This is a genomic window from Actinomadura madurae (genome assembly GCF_900115095.1).
Lineage (GTDB): Bacteria > Actinomycetota > Actinomycetes > Streptosporangiales > Streptosporangiaceae > Spirillospora > Spirillospora madurae.
The window spans coordinates 19,450-40,335 of record NZ_FOVH01000019.1 but is presented as its reverse complement, the minus strand read 5'-3'; the positions used below and the strand labels follow the sequence as shown (position 1 = coordinate 40,335).

Annotated in this window: 23 protein-coding genes and 1 riboswitch; of the genes, 10 read left to right on the top strand and 13 right to left on the bottom strand. The window is 67.6% G+C overall.

Annotation, left to right across the window (positions count from 1 at the left end):
* Positions 1 to 9: 9 nt before the first annotated feature.
* The gene (locus tag BM339_RS38260; RefSeq protein ID WP_075024061.1) at positions 10 to 930 is read right to left on the bottom strand and encodes an EamA family transporter; all 921 of its coding nucleotides are present in this window, start codon (positions 928 to 930) and stop codon (positions 10 to 12) included.
* Between the two features lie 79 nt (positions 931 to 1,009).
* On the opposite strand from BM339_RS38260, the gene BM339_RS38255 reads away from it, so the two are divergent.
* Positions 1,010 to 1,894, top strand: coding sequence for a LysR family transcriptional regulator (locus tag BM339_RS38255; protein ID WP_075024060.1), 885 nt, complete (start codon positions 1,010 to 1,012; stop codon positions 1,892 to 1,894).
* Positions 1,895 to 2,044: 150 nt separating this feature from the next.
* Here the strand turns inward: BM339_RS38255 and BM339_RS38250 are convergent, their stop codons facing one another.
* The 7 genes from BM339_RS38250 to BM339_RS38225 form a co-directional block, all read right to left on the bottom strand.
* Positions 2,045 to 5,476, bottom strand: coding sequence for a DEAD/DEAH box helicase family protein (locus tag BM339_RS38250; RefSeq protein WP_075024059.1), 3,432 nt, complete (start codon positions 5,474 to 5,476; stop codon positions 2,045 to 2,047).
* Between the two features lie 30 nt (positions 5,477 to 5,506).
* The gene (locus BM339_RS38245) at positions 5,507 to 6,712 is read right to left on the bottom strand and encodes a restriction endonuclease subunit S (RefSeq protein ID WP_218163872.1); all 1,206 of its coding nucleotides are present in this window, start codon (positions 6,710 to 6,712) and stop codon (positions 5,507 to 5,509) included.
* On the bottom strand, positions 6,709 to 8,226 hold the full coding sequence (locus tag BM339_RS38240; protein WP_075024058.1) for a type I restriction-modification system subunit M: 1,518 nt from the start codon (positions 8,224 to 8,226) through the stop codon (positions 6,709 to 6,711). The genes BM339_RS38245 and BM339_RS38240 overlap by 4 nt, the downstream gene beginning before the upstream one ends.
* Before the next feature lie 227 nt (positions 8,227 to 8,453).
* On the bottom strand, positions 8,454 to 8,513 hold the full coding sequence (locus BM339_RS52550) for a hypothetical protein (RefSeq protein WP_337959947.1): 60 nt from the start codon (positions 8,511 to 8,513) through the stop codon (positions 8,454 to 8,456).
* Entirely contained in the window at positions 8,501 to 8,611 is a 111-nt protein-coding gene (locus BM339_RS38235) for a DUF397 domain-containing protein (RefSeq protein WP_337959945.1), read from the bottom strand. Before BM339_RS38235 ends, BM339_RS52550 begins: the two co-directional genes overlap by 13 nt.
* Before the next feature lie 50 nt (positions 8,612 to 8,661).
* Positions 8,662 to 8,847: a DUF397 domain-containing protein gene (locus BM339_RS38230; protein ID WP_075024057.1), complete on the bottom strand. Its 186-nt coding sequence runs from the start codon at positions 8,845 to 8,847 to the stop codon at positions 8,662 to 8,664.
* Positions 8,838 to 9,641 carry a helix-turn-helix domain-containing protein gene (locus BM339_RS38225; protein ID WP_075024056.1) on the bottom strand — a complete coding sequence of 268 codons (804 nt, stop codon included), beginning with the start codon at positions 9,639 to 9,641 and terminating at the stop codon, positions 8,838 to 8,840. Before BM339_RS38225 ends, BM339_RS38230 begins: the two co-directional genes overlap by 10 nt.
* Before the next feature lie 203 nt (positions 9,642 to 9,844).
* Here BM339_RS38225 and BM339_RS38220 point away from each other — a divergent pair, with 203 nt between their 5' ends.
* Genes BM339_RS38220 through BM339_RS38210 form a run of 3 tightly spaced genes read left to right on the top strand, consistent with a single transcriptional unit; the run spans position 9,845 to position 11,077 of the window.
* The gene (locus tag BM339_RS38220; RefSeq protein ID WP_143118764.1) at positions 9,845 to 10,243 is read left to right on the top strand and encodes an ATP-binding protein; all 399 of its coding nucleotides are present in this window, start codon (positions 9,845 to 9,847) and stop codon (positions 10,241 to 10,243) included.
* Positions 10,222 to 10,599, top strand: a complete 378-nt coding sequence (locus BM339_RS38215; RefSeq protein WP_075024054.1) for a hypothetical protein — start codon at positions 10,222 to 10,224, stop codon at positions 10,597 to 10,599. The genes BM339_RS38220 and BM339_RS38215 overlap by 22 nt, the downstream gene beginning before the upstream one ends.
* 19 nt (positions 10,600 to 10,618) lie before the next feature.
* On the top strand, positions 10,619 to 11,077 hold the full coding sequence (locus tag BM339_RS38210; protein WP_075024053.1) for a hypothetical protein: 459 nt from the start codon (positions 10,619 to 10,621) through the stop codon (positions 11,075 to 11,077).
* A 214-nt stretch (positions 11,078 to 11,291) separates the two neighbouring features.
* Here BM339_RS38210 and BM339_RS38205 read toward each other — a convergent pair whose 3' ends face one another.
* The 3 genes from BM339_RS38205 to BM339_RS38195 form a co-directional block, all read right to left on the bottom strand.
* On the bottom strand, positions 11,292 to 11,549 hold the full coding sequence (locus tag BM339_RS38205; protein WP_075024052.1) for a Txe/YoeB family addiction module toxin: 258 nt from the start codon (positions 11,547 to 11,549) through the stop codon (positions 11,292 to 11,294).
* Complete coding sequence (locus BM339_RS38200) at positions 11,546 to 11,809, bottom strand: type II toxin-antitoxin system Phd/YefM family antitoxin (protein WP_256255691.1); 264 nt, start codon at positions 11,807 to 11,809, stop codon at positions 11,546 to 11,548. The genes BM339_RS38205 and BM339_RS38200 overlap by 4 nt, the downstream gene beginning before the upstream one ends.
* Positions 11,810 to 11,993: 184 nt before the next feature.
* The gene (locus BM339_RS38195) at positions 11,994 to 13,829 is read right to left on the bottom strand and encodes an acyl-CoA dehydrogenase (RefSeq protein WP_075024050.1); all 1,836 of its coding nucleotides are present in this window, start codon (positions 13,827 to 13,829) and stop codon (positions 11,994 to 11,996) included.
* Positions 13,830 to 14,145: 316 nt separating this feature from the next.
* Here BM339_RS38195 and BM339_RS38190 point away from each other — a divergent pair, with 316 nt between their 5' ends.
* The 5 genes from BM339_RS38190 (at position 14,146) to BM339_RS38170 (ending at position 19,154) form a co-directional block, all read left to right on the top strand.
* Positions 14,146 to 15,504, top strand: coding sequence for a UDP-glucose dehydrogenase family protein (locus tag BM339_RS38190; protein WP_021595487.1), 1,359 nt, complete (start codon positions 14,146 to 14,148; stop codon positions 15,502 to 15,504).
* A 25-nt stretch (positions 15,505 to 15,529) separates the two neighbouring features.
* A riboswitch (guanidine-III (ykkC-III) riboswitch) is annotated at positions 15,530 to 15,588 on the top strand.
* Between the two features lie 31 nt (positions 15,589 to 15,619).
* A complete protein-coding gene (locus BM339_RS38185; protein WP_021595488.1) occupies positions 15,620 to 15,943 on the top strand; it encodes a DMT family transporter in 324 nt (107 codons plus the stop codon).
* A gap of 104 nt (positions 15,944 to 16,047) precedes the next feature.
* Positions 16,048 to 16,833 (top strand): sporulation protein, encoded by a 786-nt coding sequence (locus BM339_RS38180; RefSeq protein ID WP_021595489.1) that lies wholly within the window; start codon positions 16,048 to 16,050, stop codon positions 16,831 to 16,833.
* 64 nt (positions 16,834 to 16,897) lie between these two features.
* A complete protein-coding gene (locus BM339_RS38175; RefSeq protein ID WP_075024049.1) occupies positions 16,898 to 18,355 on the top strand; it encodes a hypothetical protein in 1,458 nt (485 codons plus the stop codon).
* Positions 18,356 to 18,407: 52 nt separating this feature from the next.
* On the top strand, positions 18,408 to 19,154 hold the full coding sequence (locus BM339_RS38170) for an SDR family oxidoreductase (RefSeq protein ID WP_021595491.1): 747 nt from the start codon (positions 18,408 to 18,410) through the stop codon (positions 19,152 to 19,154).
* On the opposite strand, the gene BM339_RS38165 is transcribed toward BM339_RS38170, so the two are convergent.
* Both BM339_RS38165 and BM339_RS52885 read right to left on the bottom strand, forming a co-directional pair.
* Positions 19,141 to 19,740 (bottom strand): rhomboid family intramembrane serine protease, encoded by a 600-nt coding sequence (locus BM339_RS38165; protein WP_021595492.1) that lies wholly within the window; start codon positions 19,738 to 19,740, stop codon positions 19,141 to 19,143. The two genes, BM339_RS38170 and BM339_RS38165, sit on opposite strands and share 14 nt — an antisense overlap.
* Entirely contained in the window at positions 19,737 to 20,207 is a 471-nt protein-coding gene (locus BM339_RS52885) for a WhiB family transcriptional regulator (RefSeq protein ID WP_083598397.1), read from the bottom strand. The genes BM339_RS38165 and BM339_RS52885 overlap by 4 nt, the downstream gene beginning before the upstream one ends.
* 149 nt (positions 20,208 to 20,356) lie before the next feature.
* On the opposite strand from BM339_RS52885, the gene BM339_RS38155 reads away from it, so the two are divergent.
* Positions 20,357 to 20,809, top strand: a complete 453-nt coding sequence (locus BM339_RS38155) for a GNAT family N-acetyltransferase (RefSeq protein ID WP_021595494.1) — start codon at positions 20,357 to 20,359, stop codon at positions 20,807 to 20,809.
* The last annotated feature ends 77 nt before the right edge of the window (positions 20,810 to 20,886 follow it).

Here is a 20,886-nt window from a genome sequence, read left to right as displayed (position 1 = left end):
GCCCCGCCATCACTCCGCCGCGGCACGGGCCCGGGCAGGGTTGAACTGGCCCGCGACCAGGGCGGCGAGAGCGAGGGCGAACCCGGCGACCTGGACGACCGTGCAGGCCTCGCCCACCAGCAGGACACCAAGGAGCGCGGCGACGAGCGGGGACAGCAGGCCGAGCAACGCCGCCGCAGTGACGGGCAGCCTCCCGATGCCCCGGAACCACAGCATGTAGGCGATCACTCCGCCCACGGTGGCGAGCCAGAGGTAACCCGCGACGGCCGGCGCGTCCACACGGGCCGGAACGCCCTCGAAGACCAGCGTCAGCGGAAGGAGGAACAGCCCGCCGCTGGAGAGCAGCCATCCGGTGAGCGTCAGCGGGCTTACTCCCGCGGGCCGTCCCCAGCGCTTGGTCAGGGTGACGCCGGTCGCCATGGACACCGCGCCGCCGAGCCCGGCGACAATGCCCACCGGGTCGAGTCCCGCGCCGGGACCGATGACAACAAGGCCCACGCCGACCACACCGGCCGTCCCCCAGGACAGCCGCCAGGACGAGGGCGACTCCCGCAGGACGGCGACGGCCAGCCCGGCGACGATCAGCGGCTGGACGGAGCCCAGCGTGGCCGCCACACCGCCGGGCAGCCGCTCGGCGGCCAGGAAGAGCAGCGGGAAGAACGCGCCGATGTTGAAGATGCCCAGCACGGGCGCCTTCCACCACCAGTCGCCGCGCGGCAGCGTCCGGGACAGCGCGACGGCGAGCAGGCCGAGCGGCAGCGAGCGCATCAGCGCGGCGAACAACGGCCGATCCGGCGGCAGCAGCTCGGTGGTCACCGCGTAGGTCGTCCCCCAGGCCATGGGCGCGAGGGCGGTCGCGGCGACAAGGGCGAGCAGCTTGAACGGGGGCCGTGAAAGCGAAGGAGTGTTCGGAGCAGTGATCGTGGTCATGCAAGAAGTCTCAGCGCCCACCCATCAATGCGTCCAACACATGGTTCTCATCCTATCAATCGCGAACTAAGATCGATCGATGGACCTGCAGCAACTCCGCTACGTCGTCGCGGTGGCGGAGACCCGCAACTTCACCCGCGCCGCCGAGCGGTGCTTCGTGGTGCAGTCGGCGCTGAGCCACCGGGTCGCGAACCTGGAGCGCGAGCTCGGCGTGAAGCTGTTCGCCCGCACCAGCCGCCGGGTCGAGCTCACCCCCGCCGGCGCGGCGTTCCTTCCCGCGGCCCGCCAGGCGTTGGAGGCGGCGGACCGTGCGGTGGCCGAGGCCGCCGCCGCGGTGGGCCTGGTGCGCGGACGGCTCGCGGTGGGCGTCATCCCCACCGCCGCGGCCGTCGACATGCCCGCCGTCCTCCAGCACTTCCGCCAGCGGCACCCCGAGGTACGGATCAGCCTCCGCGTAGGCGGAAGCGACGAGCTGACCGCGCAGGTGGCGTCCGGCGAACTGGACGTCGCCGCGCTGGGCCTCCCCGAAGGCGACCGCCCTCGCGGCGTCCAGGTCCGCGAACTGGCCCGCGACCGCCTAGTGGCGGTCGTCCCGCCAACCCACGCCCTGGCGGGCAGGACCCGCGTCAACCTCGACAGACTCGCCGAGGAGACCTTCGTAGACTTCCCCGCCCACACCCCCGGGCGCGCCCAGAGCGACCGAGCGTTCGCCGCAGCAGGCCTAGCCCGCGACGTCGCATTCGAGGTAATGGCCCCGGACCTGCTGACCCGCATCGTCCGCCAGGGCCTGGCAATCGCCCTCCTACCCTCGGCCGTCGCGGGAGACCACCCCGGCCTGACGACCATCCAGGTGACCAACGGCCCCCGCCGCGTCGAGTACCTGATCTGGAGCGAGTTCAACCCGAGCCCAGCCACCCACGCGTTCCTCGCATCCCTAGACGAGGTCACTTACCAGCCGGACTAGCCCGGCGCCCCCCGCCGTCACTCCGGCGGGGGATGAAGCGCGCATCGGCCATCCGGGCGGGGAACACGGCCGATAGCAGTGAACGGCGGCAGGCCCCGCCATATGGGCTCATCGGGGGCGCAGCGGGCCGCTACGACGCGCCGCGAACGGTCAGCCGGCTCGGGAGTCGGTGGGGACGGCGGTGGCGCGGACGTGTTCAAGAACGTGCTGCATGGACGTCACCTCCGTGTCGGTGAAGAGGTCTTCGGGGCCGCCGGGGGCCAGCCCGGTGAACGGCGGCCTGTAGAGGGCACCCACGTCCACGACACCGTTCTTGGCCAGGAAACCGATGAGGAGCTGAAGGAAGTCGAGTTGCGAGGCCGAAAGCTTCTTCCCGGCCTGGAAGTTGTCGAAGGCGGCGGTCGCGGCCTCGTACTCCAGGCCGGTGACGGAGCGCAGGAACAGGCCGAGGTCTCCGTACTCCTCGCTGACCTGGTCGATGTCGTCGCGGGTACCGAACCCGGAGGCGATGAAGACGTCCTCGAAGTGGACGATGTCGAGAGTGGTGAGCTGGCGGTTTCGCAGTAGCTTCTGCACGGCGAGTTCGTGTTCGTGGCTGCGCAGGTACGTGCGGACCTTGGTCTCGAACCGGGTCCGGTTGGTGCCGAGGGAGACGCCCCTGAGTTCCGCCTCGGTGAGCTCGCCCAGCTCGTCCTGGAAGTCGGTGTAGAGGACGCCCTTCTTCGTCTTCTGGATGAGTTTGGCGAGGCCGCGGATGCGGCGGCGCATCAGTTCCAGCATCGGCAGGGAGACGTCCTGCCACCACTCGTCAAGGGTGAGGTCGGACAGCAGTTCCCGCTGTTTGGCCACGACGGGGTTGTTCAGCGTGGTCGGGTCAAGGAGCGCTTCGGCGATCTCCCGGACCTGGTCACGGAGCGTGTCGTACGCGGGGTCGCCGTTGAGGACGGCGAGTTGGAGGCGCAGGGCGAGAAGGTCGAACCGTTTGGCCTCCTCGCTGTTCTCGTCCTCGCGGAACTCGGTGGGCAGGCCCGCCAGGTTCTCGGCGATCTCCTCGCGCTTCTCGGCCGTGATCCGCTGCCAGCTCGCGGGGTCCTGGTAGCGCTCGACCTCCTCCAGGCGGCGCCGGACCTCGACGTTCTGCGGGTTCATGCCCGAGACCTCCTCCTGGAGGCGGGCGGCGAGGTCCCGGCGGAGCCCGGTCTCGCTGTGCGTCCCGTCCGATTCCGGGGTCGGCTCCGGGGGAAGGGCTTGCCGGTCCAGGTCGTAGAGAAGGTCGGTCCGTTCCCGGAAAAGGCGCTCGCTGAGGGACGGCTGGACGCGGCCCTCGGACGTGGCGATGTCCTGGTTGAAGAATTCGACGTTGCGGCACAGGTCGAAGACCAGGAACTTCTGCTTGTCGATGTTCGGCCCGAACAGATCCGGGCACAGGCGGGTGCCGCGCCCGATCATCTGCCAGAACTTCGTCTTGGACCGGACGAGCTTGGCGAACACCAGGTTGACGACCTCGGGAATGTCGATCCCGGTGTCGAGCATGTCGACGGAGACGGCGATGTGCGGGGGCGAGTCCTTCAGCGAGAACTTGTCGATGAGGTCCTGCGCGTAGGAGTCGTCGTGCGTGATGACGCGGGCGAAGTCACCGCGGTGCTCGGGATACAGCTTGTCGAAGCGTTCGACGATGAATGCCGCGTGCTTCTTGTTGCGGGCGAAGACGATGGTCTTGCCCAGCCGGTCCCCGCCCTCGACCTTGCCGCCGTGCTCCATGAGCGTCTGGAGCATCTTGTCGATGGTGTCCTCATTGAACAGGAACTTGTTGACCTCGTCGGCGGTGACCCGGTCGGGGACGCCGTCCTCCTCGTCCCAGTCGAGGAGGTCCCACATCTCTTTTTCCTCTTCGGGCAGGTCGTCGTAGCTGATGCCCTGCTGCGGGAACTTCAGCGGGACGTTCACCGTGAACGGCGGGACGAGATAGCCCTCGGTCACGGCCTCGTCCAGCCCGTACACATCCGTGGGGACGCCGTCCTCCAGGTGGAACAGGCGGTAGGTGTTGCGGTCGATCTCGTCCTTCGGCGTCGCGGTCAGCCCGACGAGCAGGGCGTCGAAGTACTCGAAGATCACGCCGTACTTCTGGTAGACGGACCGGTGCGCCTCGTCGATGACGACGAGGTCGAAGTAGCCGGGCCCGAACCTGCGCAGGTCGCCGTCCGTCTCGTTGATCAGCCCCATCATCGTCGGATATGTGGACACGTAGACCCTGCCGTCCTCCTTGCGCTCGGTCAGCAGGTTCACGGTCGGTGTGCCGGGGAGGTGAGCCTTGAAGGCGTTGGCGGCCTGCGTGACGAGTGCCTTCCGGTCCGCGAGGAACAGGACGCGCTTGATCCAGCGGGCGCGCTGGAGCAGGTCGATCAGCGCGATGATCGTGCGCGTCTTGCCCGCGCCCGTCGCCATCACGAGAAGCGCTTCGCGCTGCCGGTCCCGCTCGAACGCCTCGGCGATGCGGCGGATGGCACGGCTCTGGTAGTGGCGGCCCGCGATCTCGTCGTTGACCGCTACGCCCTGCAACGCCTGCCGGCCGGCGCGCCGCTGGATCAGCGTCCGCAACTGGTCCTTGGTGTAAAAGCCCTGGATCTCGCGCGGCGGGTAGGTGACGTCGTCCCAGATGAACGTCTTATAGCCGTTGGTGTAGAAGATGATCGGACGCTGCCCGAACCTCTGCTCCAATGCATCCGCGTAGAGCTTGGCCTGTTGCTTGCCGACCATCGCGTCCCTGGTGGTGCGCTTGGCCTCGACCAGACCGAGCGGCCTGCCGTCGTCGTCCCAGAGGACGTAATCGACCTTGCCCTTCCCGGACGGGGATGGCAGCCCCTCGACCGGAAATTCGCGGTCGTCGGCCTTATCCAGCGGCCAGCCCGCCTCCTTGAGGAGAAGGTCGATGATCAGGTCACGGGTCTTGGCTTCGTCGTAGTCATGCGTGTCGGGCTGGTCGGCCTTCGCGGCCTTGGCCGTCTTGATCTCGGCGCGCAGCCGGGCGACCTCTTCGTCCAGGTCCTGTGTCCTGCGCCGTTCCTTGATCAGGTCTTCCTGCTGCCGGGCGTACCGCTCGGCCATTTCCTGGATCTCGGCCTGTTTCTTCCGCCGCACCTCCGCCGGCTCCGGGGTGGGGATGAGCGAGGGGTCGAAGGCCAGTTCCGGGGCCGGTCCCGATTGATCGCGGGTGTAATGCCGGGCGATCCAGTAGAGGACGTGGAACAGTTCGGCGACCGTCCGGACGGCGTCCCCGGCCCGCACCGGCCCCGGCCGGTGGACGGCATTGTTGCCCTGCCGCCGGATCACGTCCATCTTCGTACGGATCGGCGGACCGACCACTTGTACCAGGGTCGGCTCGGCGATCAACGCCGCGAGTTCTCCTCGGTAGGGGAGCCTCAGCTTGCCGTCCGCGCGGTACAGCCAGTTGACCGCGAGTTCAAGGGTGCGTCTCGCATAGAAGCAGGACACACGCGGGTCGGCATTCGCCAGCCGCTCCGCCCGGACCGCTTCGTCGTGCAGATCAGGCCACTCGCCTTTGAGGAACCCGAAGTTGCTCACGAGACACCCTTCCCCGACGGGACAGATGCCTCAAGCGTCCCACAACTCCCCCCGAAACGCCCGCTGTTGCAACGACCCAAACAGGTCATCCAACTTGCGGAGATGCGAGGCATGACTTGCCTTGAGGCGCTGGATGCCTCGCAAGCTGTCGGCGTAGTCCTGCTGTAGCTCAATGGGTGGCAGATGCAGGGGTAGCGCCTTGATTATCGACATGTTCAGGCCAGACATGATCGCACCCTTGGCGGCCTTGTGAAGGTAAGACTGCGCACGAGGGTGCAGCAAGAAGTAGCTGTGCAGGAATTCGGGAAGGCAACGCTCGCGATCGAGCGTGATACAACAAAGATGCTTGGTATTGATCGCTGTCGGGATATCGTCGGGAACGATGGCGCAGCGTCCACAGGTGCCCATGATCGTGATCAGCACGTCGCCGGGCTTCACCGTGTATCGAGAGAGTTGCTTGTATTTTTCGGGCGTAATGAAGCGACTCTTGCCCCATCTGAATTCGTTCGCAACCGCATTGTCGATGCCCAGCACCGAAACACCGCTGTCAACGAACTCTTCATGCAGCAGTTGGCTACCGAAGGGGCCGGTACGAATCGCCCCCTTCTCCGGGGCGGCTATCTCATCGACGCTAAACACCGGCCAATCTGAGGCCGGGGCGCCGAACATGTCGAGGAAGACGGATTGGGCAAGCTCGTCGAGGAGGGCGATCGCCGCCCGCCGCTTCCCGCGCAGCGAATCCGCCCGATCTAGCGCTTTCGCAATCTGACTCTGATTTTCCAGAGGCGGGAGCGGAATCTCAAGGTCTGCGAAAAAATTTTCAGGGACGCGACGCTGACCGGCACTGCCCGTCATTCGTCGCTCTCCCATTACACGAATTTTCGGCTGCCGCAAGTAGTGCAACAAATATCGCTGATCAACATGCGACCGGTCCGGCCGAATAACATGAAACTCAGTCGAACCAGATCCTCTTGCACGTCGCAATTCAGCTTGCGCTATCTTTCCATTTTCAAAACACGGTGTAATCTTCGCAACCAAAAGGTCGCCGCTCAGGAATTGGGTGTAGCCCTTGGCCACTTGAGAGAATTGACGGTCTACACCGCTTGTTGTGGTACCCGCCCGCGCATCAACGTCCGCCATACCCAGGAAGGAGACGACAGCGCCCGGGTCAACAGTCTCCGTCAGCCGGGGATTGATCTCGGCAATTTCACTCAGTTTAGCCGTCGCCGAGGTCAATTCAGCATTCCCTTCAGAGCGGACATGCCCTGCTGGATGTCAGACTCGATGTGTTCGAGTTCCTCGATGACTTCCAAGGGCGGACGGTGCTCAACCTCTTCGTGGACGATCTCCTTGTATCGGTTGAGGCTTAGGTCGTAGTCCTGAGCGGCGATGTCGTCCTTGGGGACACAGAAGCTCTGTTCTGTTCTGGCACGTTGTTGCTCACTGCCTTCGCGGCGATTCCAGCGCGCCAGGACGTCCGGGAGGTTGTTCTTGGCGTGGTCGGCTTCGTTGAGCGGTGTGCTGGGATTGGGACCGAGCTGGGCTTCGAGAAGGAGCGGCGTGCGCTTATCGTCCAAGCTGAAGCCGTCTGCTGTCATGTCGTAGAACCAGACAGAGTCTGTTCCGCCACTGTTGGTCTTGGTGAAGACGAGGATGGCGGTGGAGACGCCCGCGTAGGGCTTGAATACGCCGCTGGGCAGCTTTACAACGGCCTCTAGTTTCTGGTCCTCGACGAGCATCTTGCGGACGCCCTTGTGTGCTTTCGTGGAGCCGAAAAGAACACCCTCGGGGACGATGATGGCGGCTCGACCGCCAGGCTTGAGGAGGCGGAGGAAGAGCGCTAGGAACAGTAGCTCGGTCTTCTTCGTTTTGACGATCTGCTGGAGGTCCTTGGCGGTGGTTTCGTAGTCGAGGCTGCCAGCAAAAGGAGGATTCGCCAGGATCAGGGAGTACTGCTCAGCCTCGTCGGCGACGTTCTGCGCGAGAGAGTCGCGATAGCGGATGTCTGGTTGTTCAATGCCGTGCATGAGCATGTTCATGCTGGCGATCCGAAGCATTGTGCTGTCGAAGTCGAAGCCGTGGAACATACTGGAATGAAAGTGCTGCTGGCTTGTGGCGTCCAGTAGGGCGTCGTGATGCTCGCGTTGAACGTATTCGGCGGCGGCCACGAGGAAGCCGGCGGTTCCGCAAGCCGGGTCGCAGATCTCGTCCTGCGGGCCGGGGTTCATCATCTCGACCATGAGTTGAATGATGTGCCGGGGTGTGCGGAACTGGCCGTTCTGACCGGCAGTAGCGATCTTGCTGAGCATGTACTCGTACAGATCACCCTTGGTGTCGCCCGCGCCGAGAGGGATGTCGTCCAGGAGGTCGACAGCCTTCGTCAGCAGGTTGGGGGTGGGGATGGTGAACCGGGCGTCCTTCATATGATGGGCGTACGTAGAGTCATCCCCACCAAGGCGGCGTAGCCACGGGAAGACGCCATCTCCCATCCTGGTGAACATGGCCTCGGGGTCGAGTTCTTTGAGCCGAGCCCACCGCAAGACATCCGTTTCAGCGGTGTAGATCGGGCTCTTGATCTCGTTGCCTTGGCGACGGGCGCTGCGTTCCTTGGCCGTCTGAACGTCCTCCAGGCGGCGCAGGAACATCAGGTAGGTGATCTGCTCGATGACTTCCAGGGGGTTGGAGATCCCACCCGACCAGAAGGCGTCCCAGAGGCGGTCGATCTTGCTCTTCAGCTCACCCGTAATCACGCCAGAACTCTAGTAGCTCGTGGCACCGCCCGCGCTCAACTCCCGCAGGTCGAGGCGGTTGCCTCGGCTCCGCGTGTCCCCGCATGCCAGGACATGACACCTCGCTTCTTGGGTAACGAGCTTTGACGGACGGCCATCCTGGGCGCCAGCTCTCTCTCCTGTCCCTGGCACATCAGTTGCCAGTGCCAGGGCGCGTCCTCGTCGGACCGTCCGTCGCGTTACGCCTGTCAGAGGTCCTTGAGCGCCTGAGCGAGGCGACCGAAGCCATGGCGACTCACCACGAGTATCGGACCGTTGGGGTTCTTGCTGTCACGACGCTCGACACATCGGCGACCTCGACGCAGTTGTCGCCCTCGGCCGTGCTTCGTGCCGCCTTACGCCACACTGCCTGTCGAAATTCATCTCGAACGACTACTCAAACTCATCGTAAGCGGACTAAAGGTTCTTGACTTTTCTTGCGAGGCTTTGGAAATCGCTGTGGCTGATGACGAGCTTGGGGCCGTCGGGGTCCTTGCTGTCACGGAACGCTACGATGTTCGACACGCCAGCGACCTCGACACAGTTGTCATTCTGGACTGTGCTGCGCGAAGCCTTGCGCCACACTGCCTTGCTCAGGTCCATCTTTCGTCAATCACCCTTCTGATCAGCGCTCGGCTGTCCCTCACGTTGAGCGCCTCTGCTTGCAGACTAGCGAACGTTTCGTTCAACATGGTCAGGTCTTCCGGATCTGCGCTGGTCACACCTTGCGTCGCGTTCACGATGTATGCGGCCTCACTGCGGTCGGCCTGGGTGGCGATGGCGAAGGCGGCTCGCGACTCCTCTACGTAGACAGTCGGGAGGACCTGGAGCCGGATGCCGTCTCTATGGGACAGCTCGATCAGGTACTCGAGTTGCTCCCGCATGACGTCCACTGTGCCGACCTGCCTGGACAGGACGCTCTCCTCCAGCACTACGAAGATCTTGGGCGCAGGGTCATCCAAGACCCGCTTCTGCCGGTTCATCCGGGTGAGGACGTCATCGGGACTCTTCAAGATCGCGCCTGCATAGGCTTCGGTCTGAAACAGCCCGTTCACAATGTGGGTCTCGTAGACGCGGATCAAGTTTGCGGTCAACTCCGCCTTCGGGAAGTCAACGAAGTATTTGGCATACTTGATTGACTTGATCGCCTCTACTAGCGCGTTCCACGCCTGGACCACCTCACCGTTCGCGCGCAGCCCACTGTCCAGCCGGGTTGCGAAGTCCAAGCGGCAGCGCGTTGTCCCACGTTCAACGTGGCTGATGTAGGCACGCGAAACATGCACCAGCGCGGCCAACTCTGTCTGGTTGAGTCCTCCGGCCTCGCGCAAGCGCCTCACCTCCGCACCAAAGGTTCGGAGCTCAGGACTGTCCTTGCCCTTGTTACGCGAGTCGGCCATTTGATCTCTCCTCGGGGGGGTAACCGCAGCGCTAACGATTGCAACCGGATTGTGGGCGCTTCTCCAGTCAACTGTTAACGTACGCCCTCCTGTGGCTTCATGGTGTTCGTTCGATTACACAGGGTGATAGCGGCGGGTTCTACCGGTTTGGCGTGTTGGCCCCGTTCGAGATCAGCCTCCGTCCAGGCTGGAGGGGTTCACCGATGCCAGCGGTCATGCTCGCGCCGGAGGCGGCGCCGCTCGTCCTCGATCCGTCCGACGAGGCGCCCGCGAAAGCGCGCCGCTACCTCACCGACCGGTTCCACGAGCTCGGGCACGCCGATGACTTCGTCGGCCGGCTGGTGGTTACCGAGCTGGTGACCAACAGCTACAAGCACGTCGGGCTTGGGCACATCGTCGTCCGTATCTTCCCGGACGTGCGCGAGCCGCTCACCGTCATCGAGGTCTGGGACGAGAGCAGCGCCCTCCCCCTCGTCCAGGACGAGTCCGACGACGCCGAAAGCGGGCGCGGCCTGCTGCTCATGGAGCAACTCGTCCACGACTGGGGCGTCCGCCCGCTCAACGAGGAAGGAAAAATCACATGGGCTCGCTGCGCCCGCTGAACGTCCAGGCAGAGCGGCACCTGCTGCGGTGGCGAACCCGGCTGGGACGCTCCACCGCCATCCGCAATCTCGACCTGCTCGCCATCGCCCTCCAAGCCAAGAGCTACCGCTACGTCAAGCTCTACCAGGCCGACGAATTCCCCACCCGTCCCCCGCTGCTGTGGGTGTTCGCGTTCAGCCCGGACGACCACGTCCGCGTGGCGGTGACCGTCCACGCCATGCCCGGCGGCGGCTGGGCCTACCACGAGGCCGGGCGCGGACGGCACGGCTACCTCTCCCCTTGCGGCGACACCAAGCGCGCCGCCGACCATGTCGACGCCGCCCTCAAGCACCGCATGTTCCCGTCCACCTGGTAGCGCGGCCGGAGGCAACCCGATGACCCACATACCCGAGGCGTGGTACGACCGGCCGACGCAGGCCCGCGCAGCGCCCGCGCCATCCCCGTCCGCGCGTCCGGTCGGACGTCTGGAACTGGATCTCGACATCGACCGGGCCCTCGATGACCTGCACCGTGCCTTTCCCGGCATCTGCATTTGGCACGGCGAGTTCAGCGGTTCGTTCTGGGCGCTCCTCCCGGATCGGCTGGTCGAAGCCAGGACGGCCGCCGATCTGGCCCGCCGACTCCGCGCCGCTGTGTCCCGCCCGCGTCCCCGCGTCAGGTCCGAGCCGTACGTGCGCCACCCTCGTCCCTCCACTCGCCGCGCAGACGGCACCTGGACGACCGCGCGGTCCGCCACTCGGCGGCCGACGCAGCGCGGCAGGCGTGCCCGCCGCGTCGTGCGCTGGCTCCTGACCACCTGCCTCCACCTGGCGCCCGCGGCCCCACTCCCATGACCGCCAACCCGCGAAAGACCTGAGCCCCCGCCTGCTCTCACGCGGTCTGGCCGCCGCACCCGAGGTCCTCACCCGCCGCGCCGTGGGAGCGTCCTACCCCTCCGCCTACGCGACGAGAGTTACTGAACCCTGAACCGATGTCTCCGCTGCCCACCCGAGACTGGGACGGGAGCCGATCATGGAAACCAGATCCATGTCCGGGAGCTTCGTCCGGTCATTCGTAGTGGGTGCGACAGGCGATGATCTGGACGGTGTCCGCTTCGATGACGTAGACGATGCGGTGTTCGGTGGTGATGCGGCGTGACCAGAAGCCCGACAGGCTCTGACGGAGGGCTTCGGGCTTGCCGATGCCTTCGTAACCGTTGCGGCAGATGTCTTCGATCAGCCGGTTCAACCGTTTGAGGGTCGCACGGTCGTTGCGCTGCCACCAGAGGTAGTCGTCCCAGGCCTCCGGCGTGAAGAGGATCTTCACTCGGCTTCCTGGTCGTCGTCCTCAATGAGTTCGTGCGGCTGGGCCCCGCCGCCGCGCAGGCTCTCGATCGAGGCGGCGAGATGGCGGGCGTTGGCAGGGGTGCCGAGCAGGAAAGCCGTCTCCTTCAGCGACTCGTACTCGCTCAGGCTGATCACGATGGCGGCGTCGCGGTTGGGCCGGGTCACGATGATCTCGTCGAGATCTTCGGTGACGCGATCCAGGGCCGCCGCCAGATTCGAACGGAACTCGCTCGCGGACATCGGGTGCATCGCACATCCCCTCCACCGAAGTGTACGTAATCACGTACATCGACAAGCCTAGCGTGTGGATCCGCGTGAAGCGCGTCCGTCTCGGGTGTGAGCGAGCAGGTAGGCGGCCGGCGTGTGACGGCGCGGCGATGCCCCCGCCCCCGCCGTCGATTGGCGGGGGCCTGTTGGGTGGGGTCTAGAAGGCTGCTTCGTCAAGGTCCATCACGTCGAGGGTGGTGGCCTCGGTTATGGCTCTGTCGGACGCCAGGCGGGGCAGGACGGTCTGGCAGAAGAACTGCGCGGCCGCGACCTTGCCGGTGTAGAACGCCTTGTCGGAGCCGGAGACGTCCCCGCCGCCGAGGGCGGTCAGCGCGACGTCGGCCTGGCGGAGGAGCAGCCAGCCGACGATGAGGTCGCCGAGGGCGAGCAGCAGCCGGGACGAGTTGAGCCCGATCTTGTACAGCTCCTTCGGGTTCTCCATCGAGCCGAGCGCCCAACCGACCATCGGGTCGATGATGCCCTGGACGTCGTCGAGGGCGCGGCCGAGCAGGGCCCGCTCGTTCTTCAGCCGCCCGTTGCCGGCCTCGGACTCGGCGAACGCCTTGATCTCGCCGGCGAGCACCTTCAGCGCCTCGCCGTTGTCCCGCAGGATCTTGCGGAAGAACAGGTCCTGGCCCTGGATCGCGGTGGTGCCCTCGTACAGGGTGTCGATCTTGGAGTCGCGGATGTACTGCTCGATCGGGTAGTCCTGCAGGAAGCCGGAGCCACCGAGGGTCTGCAGCGACTCGGCGCCGAGCAGCGCGTAGGCCCGCTCGGAGCCGAAGCCCTTCACGATCGGCAGCAGCAGATCGTTGATCTTCTCGGCGGTCTCGTCCTTGCGGCCCTCGTGCTCGGCGAGCTGCACGGCGTCCTGGTAGGACGCGGTGAGCAGCACCAGCGCGCGCATGCCCTCGGCGTAGGCCTTCTGCGTCATGAGGCTGCGGCGGACGTCCGGGTGGTGGGTGATCGTGACGCGCGGAGCGGTCTTGTCCGTCATCTGCGTCATGTCAGCGCCCTGCACGCGCTCCTTGGCGTACTCCAGCGCGTTCAGGTAGCCGGTCGACAGGGTCGCGATGGCCTTGGTGCCGACCATCATCCGGGCGTACTCGATGACGAGGAACATCTGCCTGATGCCCTGGTGGACGTCGCCGACCAGGTAGCCGATCGCCGGGTGCTTCTCGCCGAAGGTCAGCTCGCAGGTCGTGGAGACCTTCAGGCCCATCTTCTTCTCGACGTTCGTCACGTAGGCGCCGTTGCGCTCGCCCAGCTCGCCGGTCTCCAGGTCGACCAGGTACTTGGGGACGAGGAACATCGACAGGCCCTTGGTGCCGGGGCCGGCGCCCTCGGGACGGGCCAGCACCAGGTGGAAGATGTTCTCGGCCATGTCGTGCTCGGCCGAGGTGATGAAGCGCTTGACGCCCTCGATGTGCCAGGTGCCGTCCGGCTGCCGGACGGCCTTGGCGCGCCCGGCGCCGACGTCGGAGCCGGCGTCCGGCTCGGTCAGGACCATCGTGGCGCCCCACTGCCGCTCAAGGGCCAGCTCGGCGAACCGCTTCTGCTCGGGCGTGCCGATGTGCCACAGGATCTGCGCGAAACCGGGGCCGGAGGCGAACATGTAGACGGCCGGGTTGGCGCCCAGCACCTGCTCGGCGACCGCCCAGGTCAGGGAGCGGGGGGCGCCGCTGCCGCCGAACTCGGGGGCGAGGTCGAGGCGATACCATTCGGCGTCCATCAACGCCCGGAACGACCTCTTGAAGCCCTCCGGCATCGTCACCGTGCCGGTGGCGGGGTCGAACACCGGGGGGTTGCGGTCGGCGTCCTCGAAGGAGTCGGCGATCGGTCCCTCGGCCAGCCGCTTCACCTCGTCGAGGATGCTGCGCGCGGTGTCCTCGTCCAGCTCCGCGTACGGGCCGCTGCCGAGGAGGTCCTGGCGCCTGAACACCTCGAAGAGGTTGAACTCCAGGTCCCGGAGGTTGCTCTTGTAGTGCCCCATTCGAGACTCCGTCTGGTCCGGCGGCGGCCGGGGGCCCCGCTTCGTACTGGTTAGTAACTCGACATCATGCTACCCGCTGGTAACCAGTGGCAACCACCCCGGATCCCCCTGAATCTGGGGGACGCAGGCCACATCGATACCACGCCCGGACGTCCCGCGTGAGCCACGTCACCCGGGTCGCGGGCCGACCCAACGGGCCCGCCGATCCACGACCGGCGGGTTCGTCCCGCGGGCCCCACCCGGCTACAGCCGCCCCGCACGTGGTGGCAAGATCGAGCGGGCGCGAACACACCCGCGGTGCACGAGGAGGTGCGCAATGCAGCAGGAGGAGTCGGAGGCGCCGAGGCTGACCGTCATCGGCACCGGCTACCTCGGCGCCACGCACGCGATCTGCATGGCCGTGCTCGGCTATGAGGTCCTCGGCGTGGACGTCGACCGGCGCAAGGTCGAACGCCTGGCGTCCGGCGAGGTCCCGATCTTCGAACCGGGGCTGCCGGAGCTGCTCACCAAGGCGCTCGACTCGGGCCGGCTCCGCTTCACCACCTCCTTCGCGGAGGCCGGGGAGTTCGGGGACGTCCACTTCGTCTGCGTCGGCACCCCCCAGCAGGAGGGCTCGGACGCCGCCGACCTGTCCTACGTCGACGCCGCCGTCCGCTCCCTCGCACCGCACCTGCGCCGCCGCGCCCTCGTCGTCGGCAAGTCCACGGTGCCGGTCGGGACGGCCGCGCGCCTCACCGGCCTCGTCCAGGAGCTCGCGCCCGCCGGCACCGACGTCGAGCTGGCGTGGAACCCCGAGTTCCTGCGCGAGGGCTTCGCCGTGGACGACACGCTGCGTCCCGACCGGCTGGTGTTCGGCGTCGCGTCCGACTGGGCGGACGCGCGGCTGCGCGCGGCGTTCAAGCCCGTCCTCGACCTCGGCACCCCGGTGGTCCGGACCGACCTCGCCACCGCCGAGCTGGTCAAGGTCGCGGCGAACTCGTTCCTGGCCACCAAGATCTCCTACATCAACGCGATGGCGGAGGTCTGCGAGGCGGTCGGCGCGGACGTCAAGGACCTCGCCGACTCGCTGGCGCTCGACGACCGGATCGGCGGCAAGTTCCTGCGTCCCGGCCTCGGCTTCGGCGGCGGCTGCCTGCCCAAGGACATCCGGGCGTTCGCGCACCGCGCGGAGGAGATCGGCGTCGGCCAGGCGGTGTCGTTCCTGCGCGAGGTGGACGACATCAACCGGCGCCGCCGCGCCCGCACCGTCGACCTCGTCCGGGAGCTGCTCGGCGGCGACTTCGCCGGGAAACGCATCGCCGCGTGGGGCGCCGCCTTCAAGCCCAACTCCGACGACATCCGCGACGCGCCCGGCCTGGACGTGGCGCGCACCATGCACGGCCTCGGCGCGGACGTCCGGATCTACGACCCGGCCGCGCTCGGCAACGCCCGCAGGGCGTTCCCCGAGCTGCGGTACGGCGACAGCGCGATCGACGTCGCGCGGGACGCCGACGTCGTCGTCCTGCTGACCGAGTGGTCGGACTTCCGGGAGATCGACCCGGCGGCGCTGGCGGACGTCGTCCGCCACAAGCGGGTCGTGGACGGACGCCACGCGCTCGACGCCGTCACCTGGCGGAAAGCGGGGTGGGAGTACCGCGCGCTGGGACGTCCCAGCGCGGGAACAGGCGGCGCCTAGGGGCCGTTGACGAAGGCGAGGGCATGCTCAGGCGTTCCCTCCCGGACGAGGTGCGTCGTACCCGGCAGGCGAAGACGGCGCGTGACCGCAGCCGTCTCGTACCGGGAGCAGAACCATGGCCTGGATCCTCGTCATCGTCGCCGGCCTCTTCGAAGTCGCGATGGCCCTGTGCCTGAAGGGCAGCAAGGGCTTCACCGAACCGCTGCCGTCCGCCGGGTTCGCGCTGTTCGCCGTGACCAGCTTCGGCCTGCTCAGCCTCGCCCTGAAGAACCTCGACGTCGGGACCGCCTACGCGGTCTGGGTCGGCATCGGCGCCGTCGGGACGGCCGCGCTCGGCATGGCGCTCATGGGCGACCAGGTCTCCGTCCTCAAGGTCGCCGCGCTGGCGTGCATCATCGCCGGCGTCGTCGGCCTCAACCTGGCCGGGGGCGGCCACTGAGGCGGCCGTTCGCAGGTCGCCGCGACTTCCCGGAACGTAGTCTCCCGTGACAGCGTCTATGGGACGAGAGCGCGGGGAGTCGCTCGAACACGGGAGGACGGACCTTGGTCTTCAAGAAGCTGCGTCAGGCGATGGGCATCGGCGGCCCCTCGATCGAGACGATCCTGCAGAATCCGAACACGTCGCCGGGCGGCGTCGTCACCGGTGAGATCACCATCATCGGCGGCCAGTTCAACTCCGACATCAAGGCGGTGAACCTCGCCCTGCGCACCCGGGTCGAGGTCGAGTCGGGCGACAACGAGTACTCCTCCAACCTGGAGTACGCCAAGATGCCCGTCGCCGGCGGGTTCAGCCTCCAGGAGGGCGCGCGGCACAGCGTCCCGTTCCAGTTCCCCATCCCGTGGGAGGCGCCGCTGACCCACATGTACGGGCGGCCGCTGCACGGCACGACCGTCGGGATCGCGACGGAGCTGGAGGTCGCGGGCGCCGTCGACCCGGGCGACCTCGACCCGATCGCCGTCCACCCGCTGCCCGCGCAGGAGCGCATCCTCGCGGCCTTCTCCAACCTCGGCTTCCAGTTCCGCAACGCCGACTGCGAGAAGGGCCGCATCTGGGGCGTCCACCAGGAGCTCCCCTTCTACCAGGAGATCGAGTTCTACCCTCCGGGCCAGTACGCGCGCGGGATCAAGCAGCTCGAAGTGACGTTCGTGTCCTACCCGCAGTCGATGGAGGTCGTGCTGGAGCTCGACAAGCGCGGCGGGGTCTTCACCGAGGGCCATGACGCGTTCAGCCGGTTCACGGTCGACTACGCGACCGTCGAGCAGACCAACTGGGAGCAGCAGCTCGACGGCTTCCTCCAGGACGCCGGACGCCGCCGCGGCTTCTTCTAGCCACCCCCGGGATCCCCTCCGCGATGTTGATCGCGGAGGGGATCTCCGCGTAGAAAGAGGTTCCGTGCCCCAACCCCCCGGACTCAACGACGCGGAACGGCGCCTCTGGAACGCGTTCCCCACCGGCTCGACCGTCGTGCTCGGCGACGACCGACCCGCCGGCCCCGACCCCGAGCGGATCGTCCGCGCGGAGATCATCACCCGGCTGCTGCTCGGGGCGTGCGAGACCCGTCCCGGCGCGGTCGCGGCCGTCCGGCTCCAGGGCGCCTACATCACGGGGCAGCTCGACGTGTCCGGCGGCGACGTCCAGTACGAGCTGCTCCTGGCGGAGTGCCGGCTCGCCGAGGAACCGGACTTCTCCAACGCCGACACGCGGCAGCTGCGGTTCTCAGGGTGCTGGATGCCCGGGTTCGACGGCGGCGGGCTCCGCGCGGACGGCTACCTCAGCATGTCCGGGTCGGAGATCGACGGCGAGGTGCGGCTTCCCCGGGCGCAGCTGAGCGGCGGCCTGCGGATGAACGGCACCCGCATCACCGCGTCCGAGCCGGACAAATGGGCGGTGTTCAGCGGGGGGCTCGTCGTGGACGTCGGCACCTTCATCCGGGACGCCGAGATCACCGGCGGGGTCCGGTTCGTCGGGGCCCGCATGAACGGCGGCCTGTTCATGGAGCGGACCACGCTGTCCAACCCGGGCCGCATCGCGCTGGACGCGCAGAACATGATCGTCGAGGACACCGCCGAGTTCAGCAACGGCTTCACCGCCCTCGGCACCGTCCGGCTGCGCAGCGCCCGCTTCGCCGGCATCCTGTCGTTCTCCCGGGCGCGCCTCGACTCCGGAGACCCGGCCCGGATGGCGCTGCACGCCAGCCACATCCAGGCGGACGAGCTGCTGCTCTGGCCGGAGGAGCGGATCAAGGGCCGGGTGTCCCTCTCCTACTCCCGGATCGACCTGATCATGGACCATCCGGACGTCTGGCCGGACGAGCTGTACCTGAACGGCATGACCTACCAGACGCTGCGAGGAGCCGAGTTCAAGGACCGCCTCGACTGGGTGTCGCGAGACCAGGAGTTCCATCTCCAGCCGTACGAGCAGCTCGCCGCCTGGTACCACGGCATCGGCCACGACGACCTGGCCCGCAAGGTGCAGCTCGCCAAGCTGCGGGCGCGCCGCCGCGGGCTGAACCCGGTCGGCAAGGCGTGGAACCACCTGCTCGACTGGACGGTCGGGTTCGGCTACCGGCCGTGGCTGGCGTTCGCGTGGTTCGCCGCCCTGCTGGCCATCGGGACGACGGTGTTCTCGATCGACCATCCGCGTCCGATCAAGCCGGGCAACGAGCTCCCGACGTTCCACGCGCTGATCTACACGCTGGACCTGCTGATCCCGCTGGACACGTTCGGGCAGCAGCTGTCCTACGACGCGGTCGACTGGTCCCGCTGGGTGGCCTACGGGCTCGTCACGACGGGCTGGGTGCTGGCCACGGCCCTCATCGCGGGCGCGACGCGGGTGCTGCGGCCGAACTAACACGCGGCCCCCGGCGTCCACCGGGGTAGGGGATCGACGAGAATGGAACGCCATGGGCACGTATCTGATCACGGGGGCCACCGGCGGCATCGGCACGGCGGTGGCCGAGCTGCTGCGTGAGCGCGGGCACGACCTCCTCCTCGCCGGCCGCTCTCCCGAGCGCCTGGACAAACTCGCCGCCGCGCTGCGCGGCGGAGCGAACGCCGCCACCCAGGTCATCAACCCCGGCGCGGTCGCCTCGCCGCCGCGTGCCGCGGGCATCGCCACCATCCCGCTGGACCTGACGGAGCCGCGCCGCATCGAGGCGGCCCTCGCGCTGGCGGGGATCCCCCCGCGGCTCGACGGCCTGATCCACACGGCGGGGATGGTGCATCTCGGGCCGGTCGCCGAGATGGAGGCCGACGAGTGGATGGAGCACCTGTCGGTCAACCTGGTGTCGGCGGCGGAGATGACCCGGCTGCTGCTGCCCGCGCTGCGCGCCGCCGGGGGGCACGTCGTCTTCGTCAACTCCACCGCCGGGCTGCGCGCCAACCCGGAGTGGTCGGCGTACGCGGCGAGCAAGTACGGCCTGCGCGCGCTCGCCGACTCGCTGCGCGCGGAGGAGCCGTCCCTGCGCGTCACGAGCGTCTACCCCGGCCGGACGGCCACCCAGATGCAGCGGAGCGTCCGCGCCCAGGAGGGCCACCCCTACGCCGAGGACGACTTCGCGGCCCCCGGCACCGTGGCGCGCGTCCTCGTGGCCGCGCTGGAGACGCCCCGCGACGCGGTGGTCTCGGACGTCACCGTCAGGCCGAACTAGTGTCCCTGCGCAGCACCCACGAGGCGAGGACGCCGCCGAGCAGCCCGAACAGGTGGCCCTGCCACGAGATGGTCGGGTCGCTCGGGATGACGCCGAACAGCATCGTCCCGTAGACGGCCACGACGGCGACCGCGATGCCGATGTCGAGCAGCCGCCGCTCGAAGACCCCGCGGCCGACGAGGTAGCCGAAGAAGCCGAAGATCAGGATGCTGGAGCCGAGCGTGTTCGCGGAGCTGATGAACCACACGCCGAGCCCGCCGACCACGATGATGATCAGGCTGGCGACGAGGAACTTCACGATCCCCCGCGCCGCCGCGATGAACCCGAGGATGAGGAACGGCACCGTGTTGGCCATCAGGTGCCCGAAGCCGCCGTGCATGAACGGCGCGGTGAAGATGTCCGGCAGGTCGTCGACGTCCCGCGGCTGGATCCCGAACCGGTCGAGCCACCCGTCGCTCGTGTAGTCGACCGCCTCCAGCACCCACATCACGGCGGTCACGGACAGGATCAGCACGCCCGCCGAAAGCGCGCGAGCGCCGTGCGTGGCGAGCGATTCGGAACGCTGCCGGTCGGGGGTATAGCTCATGTCAGCCACCGTAAGTCTGGACGTCCCTGCATCGTCAACGCACGGGCCCCCCGGAAGGTGCCAGGGAGCGCTTCCGGCATGACCTGCCGAACAGCCGGCTCGTGGAGAAGGTGGCCCTCGTCCCCTGGGCGGCGTCCCCTAGGCGGCCGAGGCGTGCTCCGGCTCCGAGGCGTCCCGCGGACCACGATGACGGGCAGCGGGCGCCGCGCGGGGGCGTCGGCGGTCCGGCGCAGGTAGCGGCGCTCCTCGGGGGTCGTCCCGCCCCAGATGCCGTCGGGCTCGCCGACCTTCAGGGCCCACGCGAGGCAGTCGGCCTTCACCGGGCAGTTGGCGCAGATCGCCTTGGCGGCGTCCTCCTGCGCCTGGAGCACCGGCGCGGAGTACCCGATCGGGAAGAACAGGTCAGGATCGGCGCCGCGGCAGATGGCGTGGTCGGTCCAGTGTTCCTCGTTCTCGTTGTTGTGCATTGGATCTCCCTGCGCGGCGACGAGACCACCGTGCAGTCCGGAGGTGGTCTCCACTCAGCGTAGTACTACAACTCGTAGTACTACAAGACATACGTGAACGTTGCAAATTAGCGCCCCGATAACCTGGGAGTGTGCAGAGTGATCAAGAAGTGACCTTCCGCGATGCGACCGTGGACGATCTGCCCCAGATCGTCCGGCTACTCGCCGACGATCCCCTGGGCGCCACGCGCGAAACACCGGGAGAGGACATCCCGGAGGCCTATTTCTCCGCCTTCGCCGCGATCGACAAGGACCCCAACAACACCGTCGTCGTCGCGGAGGCCGGCGGGCGGGTCGCCGGCACGCTCCAGCTCACCTTCATCCCCGGCCTCACCTACACCGGCGGCGAGCGCGCGCAGATCGAGGGCGTCCGCGTCGCGGCCGAGTACCGCGGCGCCGGCCTCGGCCAGCAGATGATCAACTGGGCCATCGACCGGGCCCGCGCCCGCGGCTGCCGCGTCGTCCAGCTCACCACCGACCGCCAGCGCCCCGACGCGATCCGCTTCTACCAGAAGATCGGCTTCCGCCCGTCCCACATGGGCATGAAGTACCACCTCACCTGAGAGCCTCCTGCCGGCGCACCGTCATGGGGCCGCCCGGTGGCCCGCACTCTGCCCCTGTAGCGCCCTTACCTGCCGCG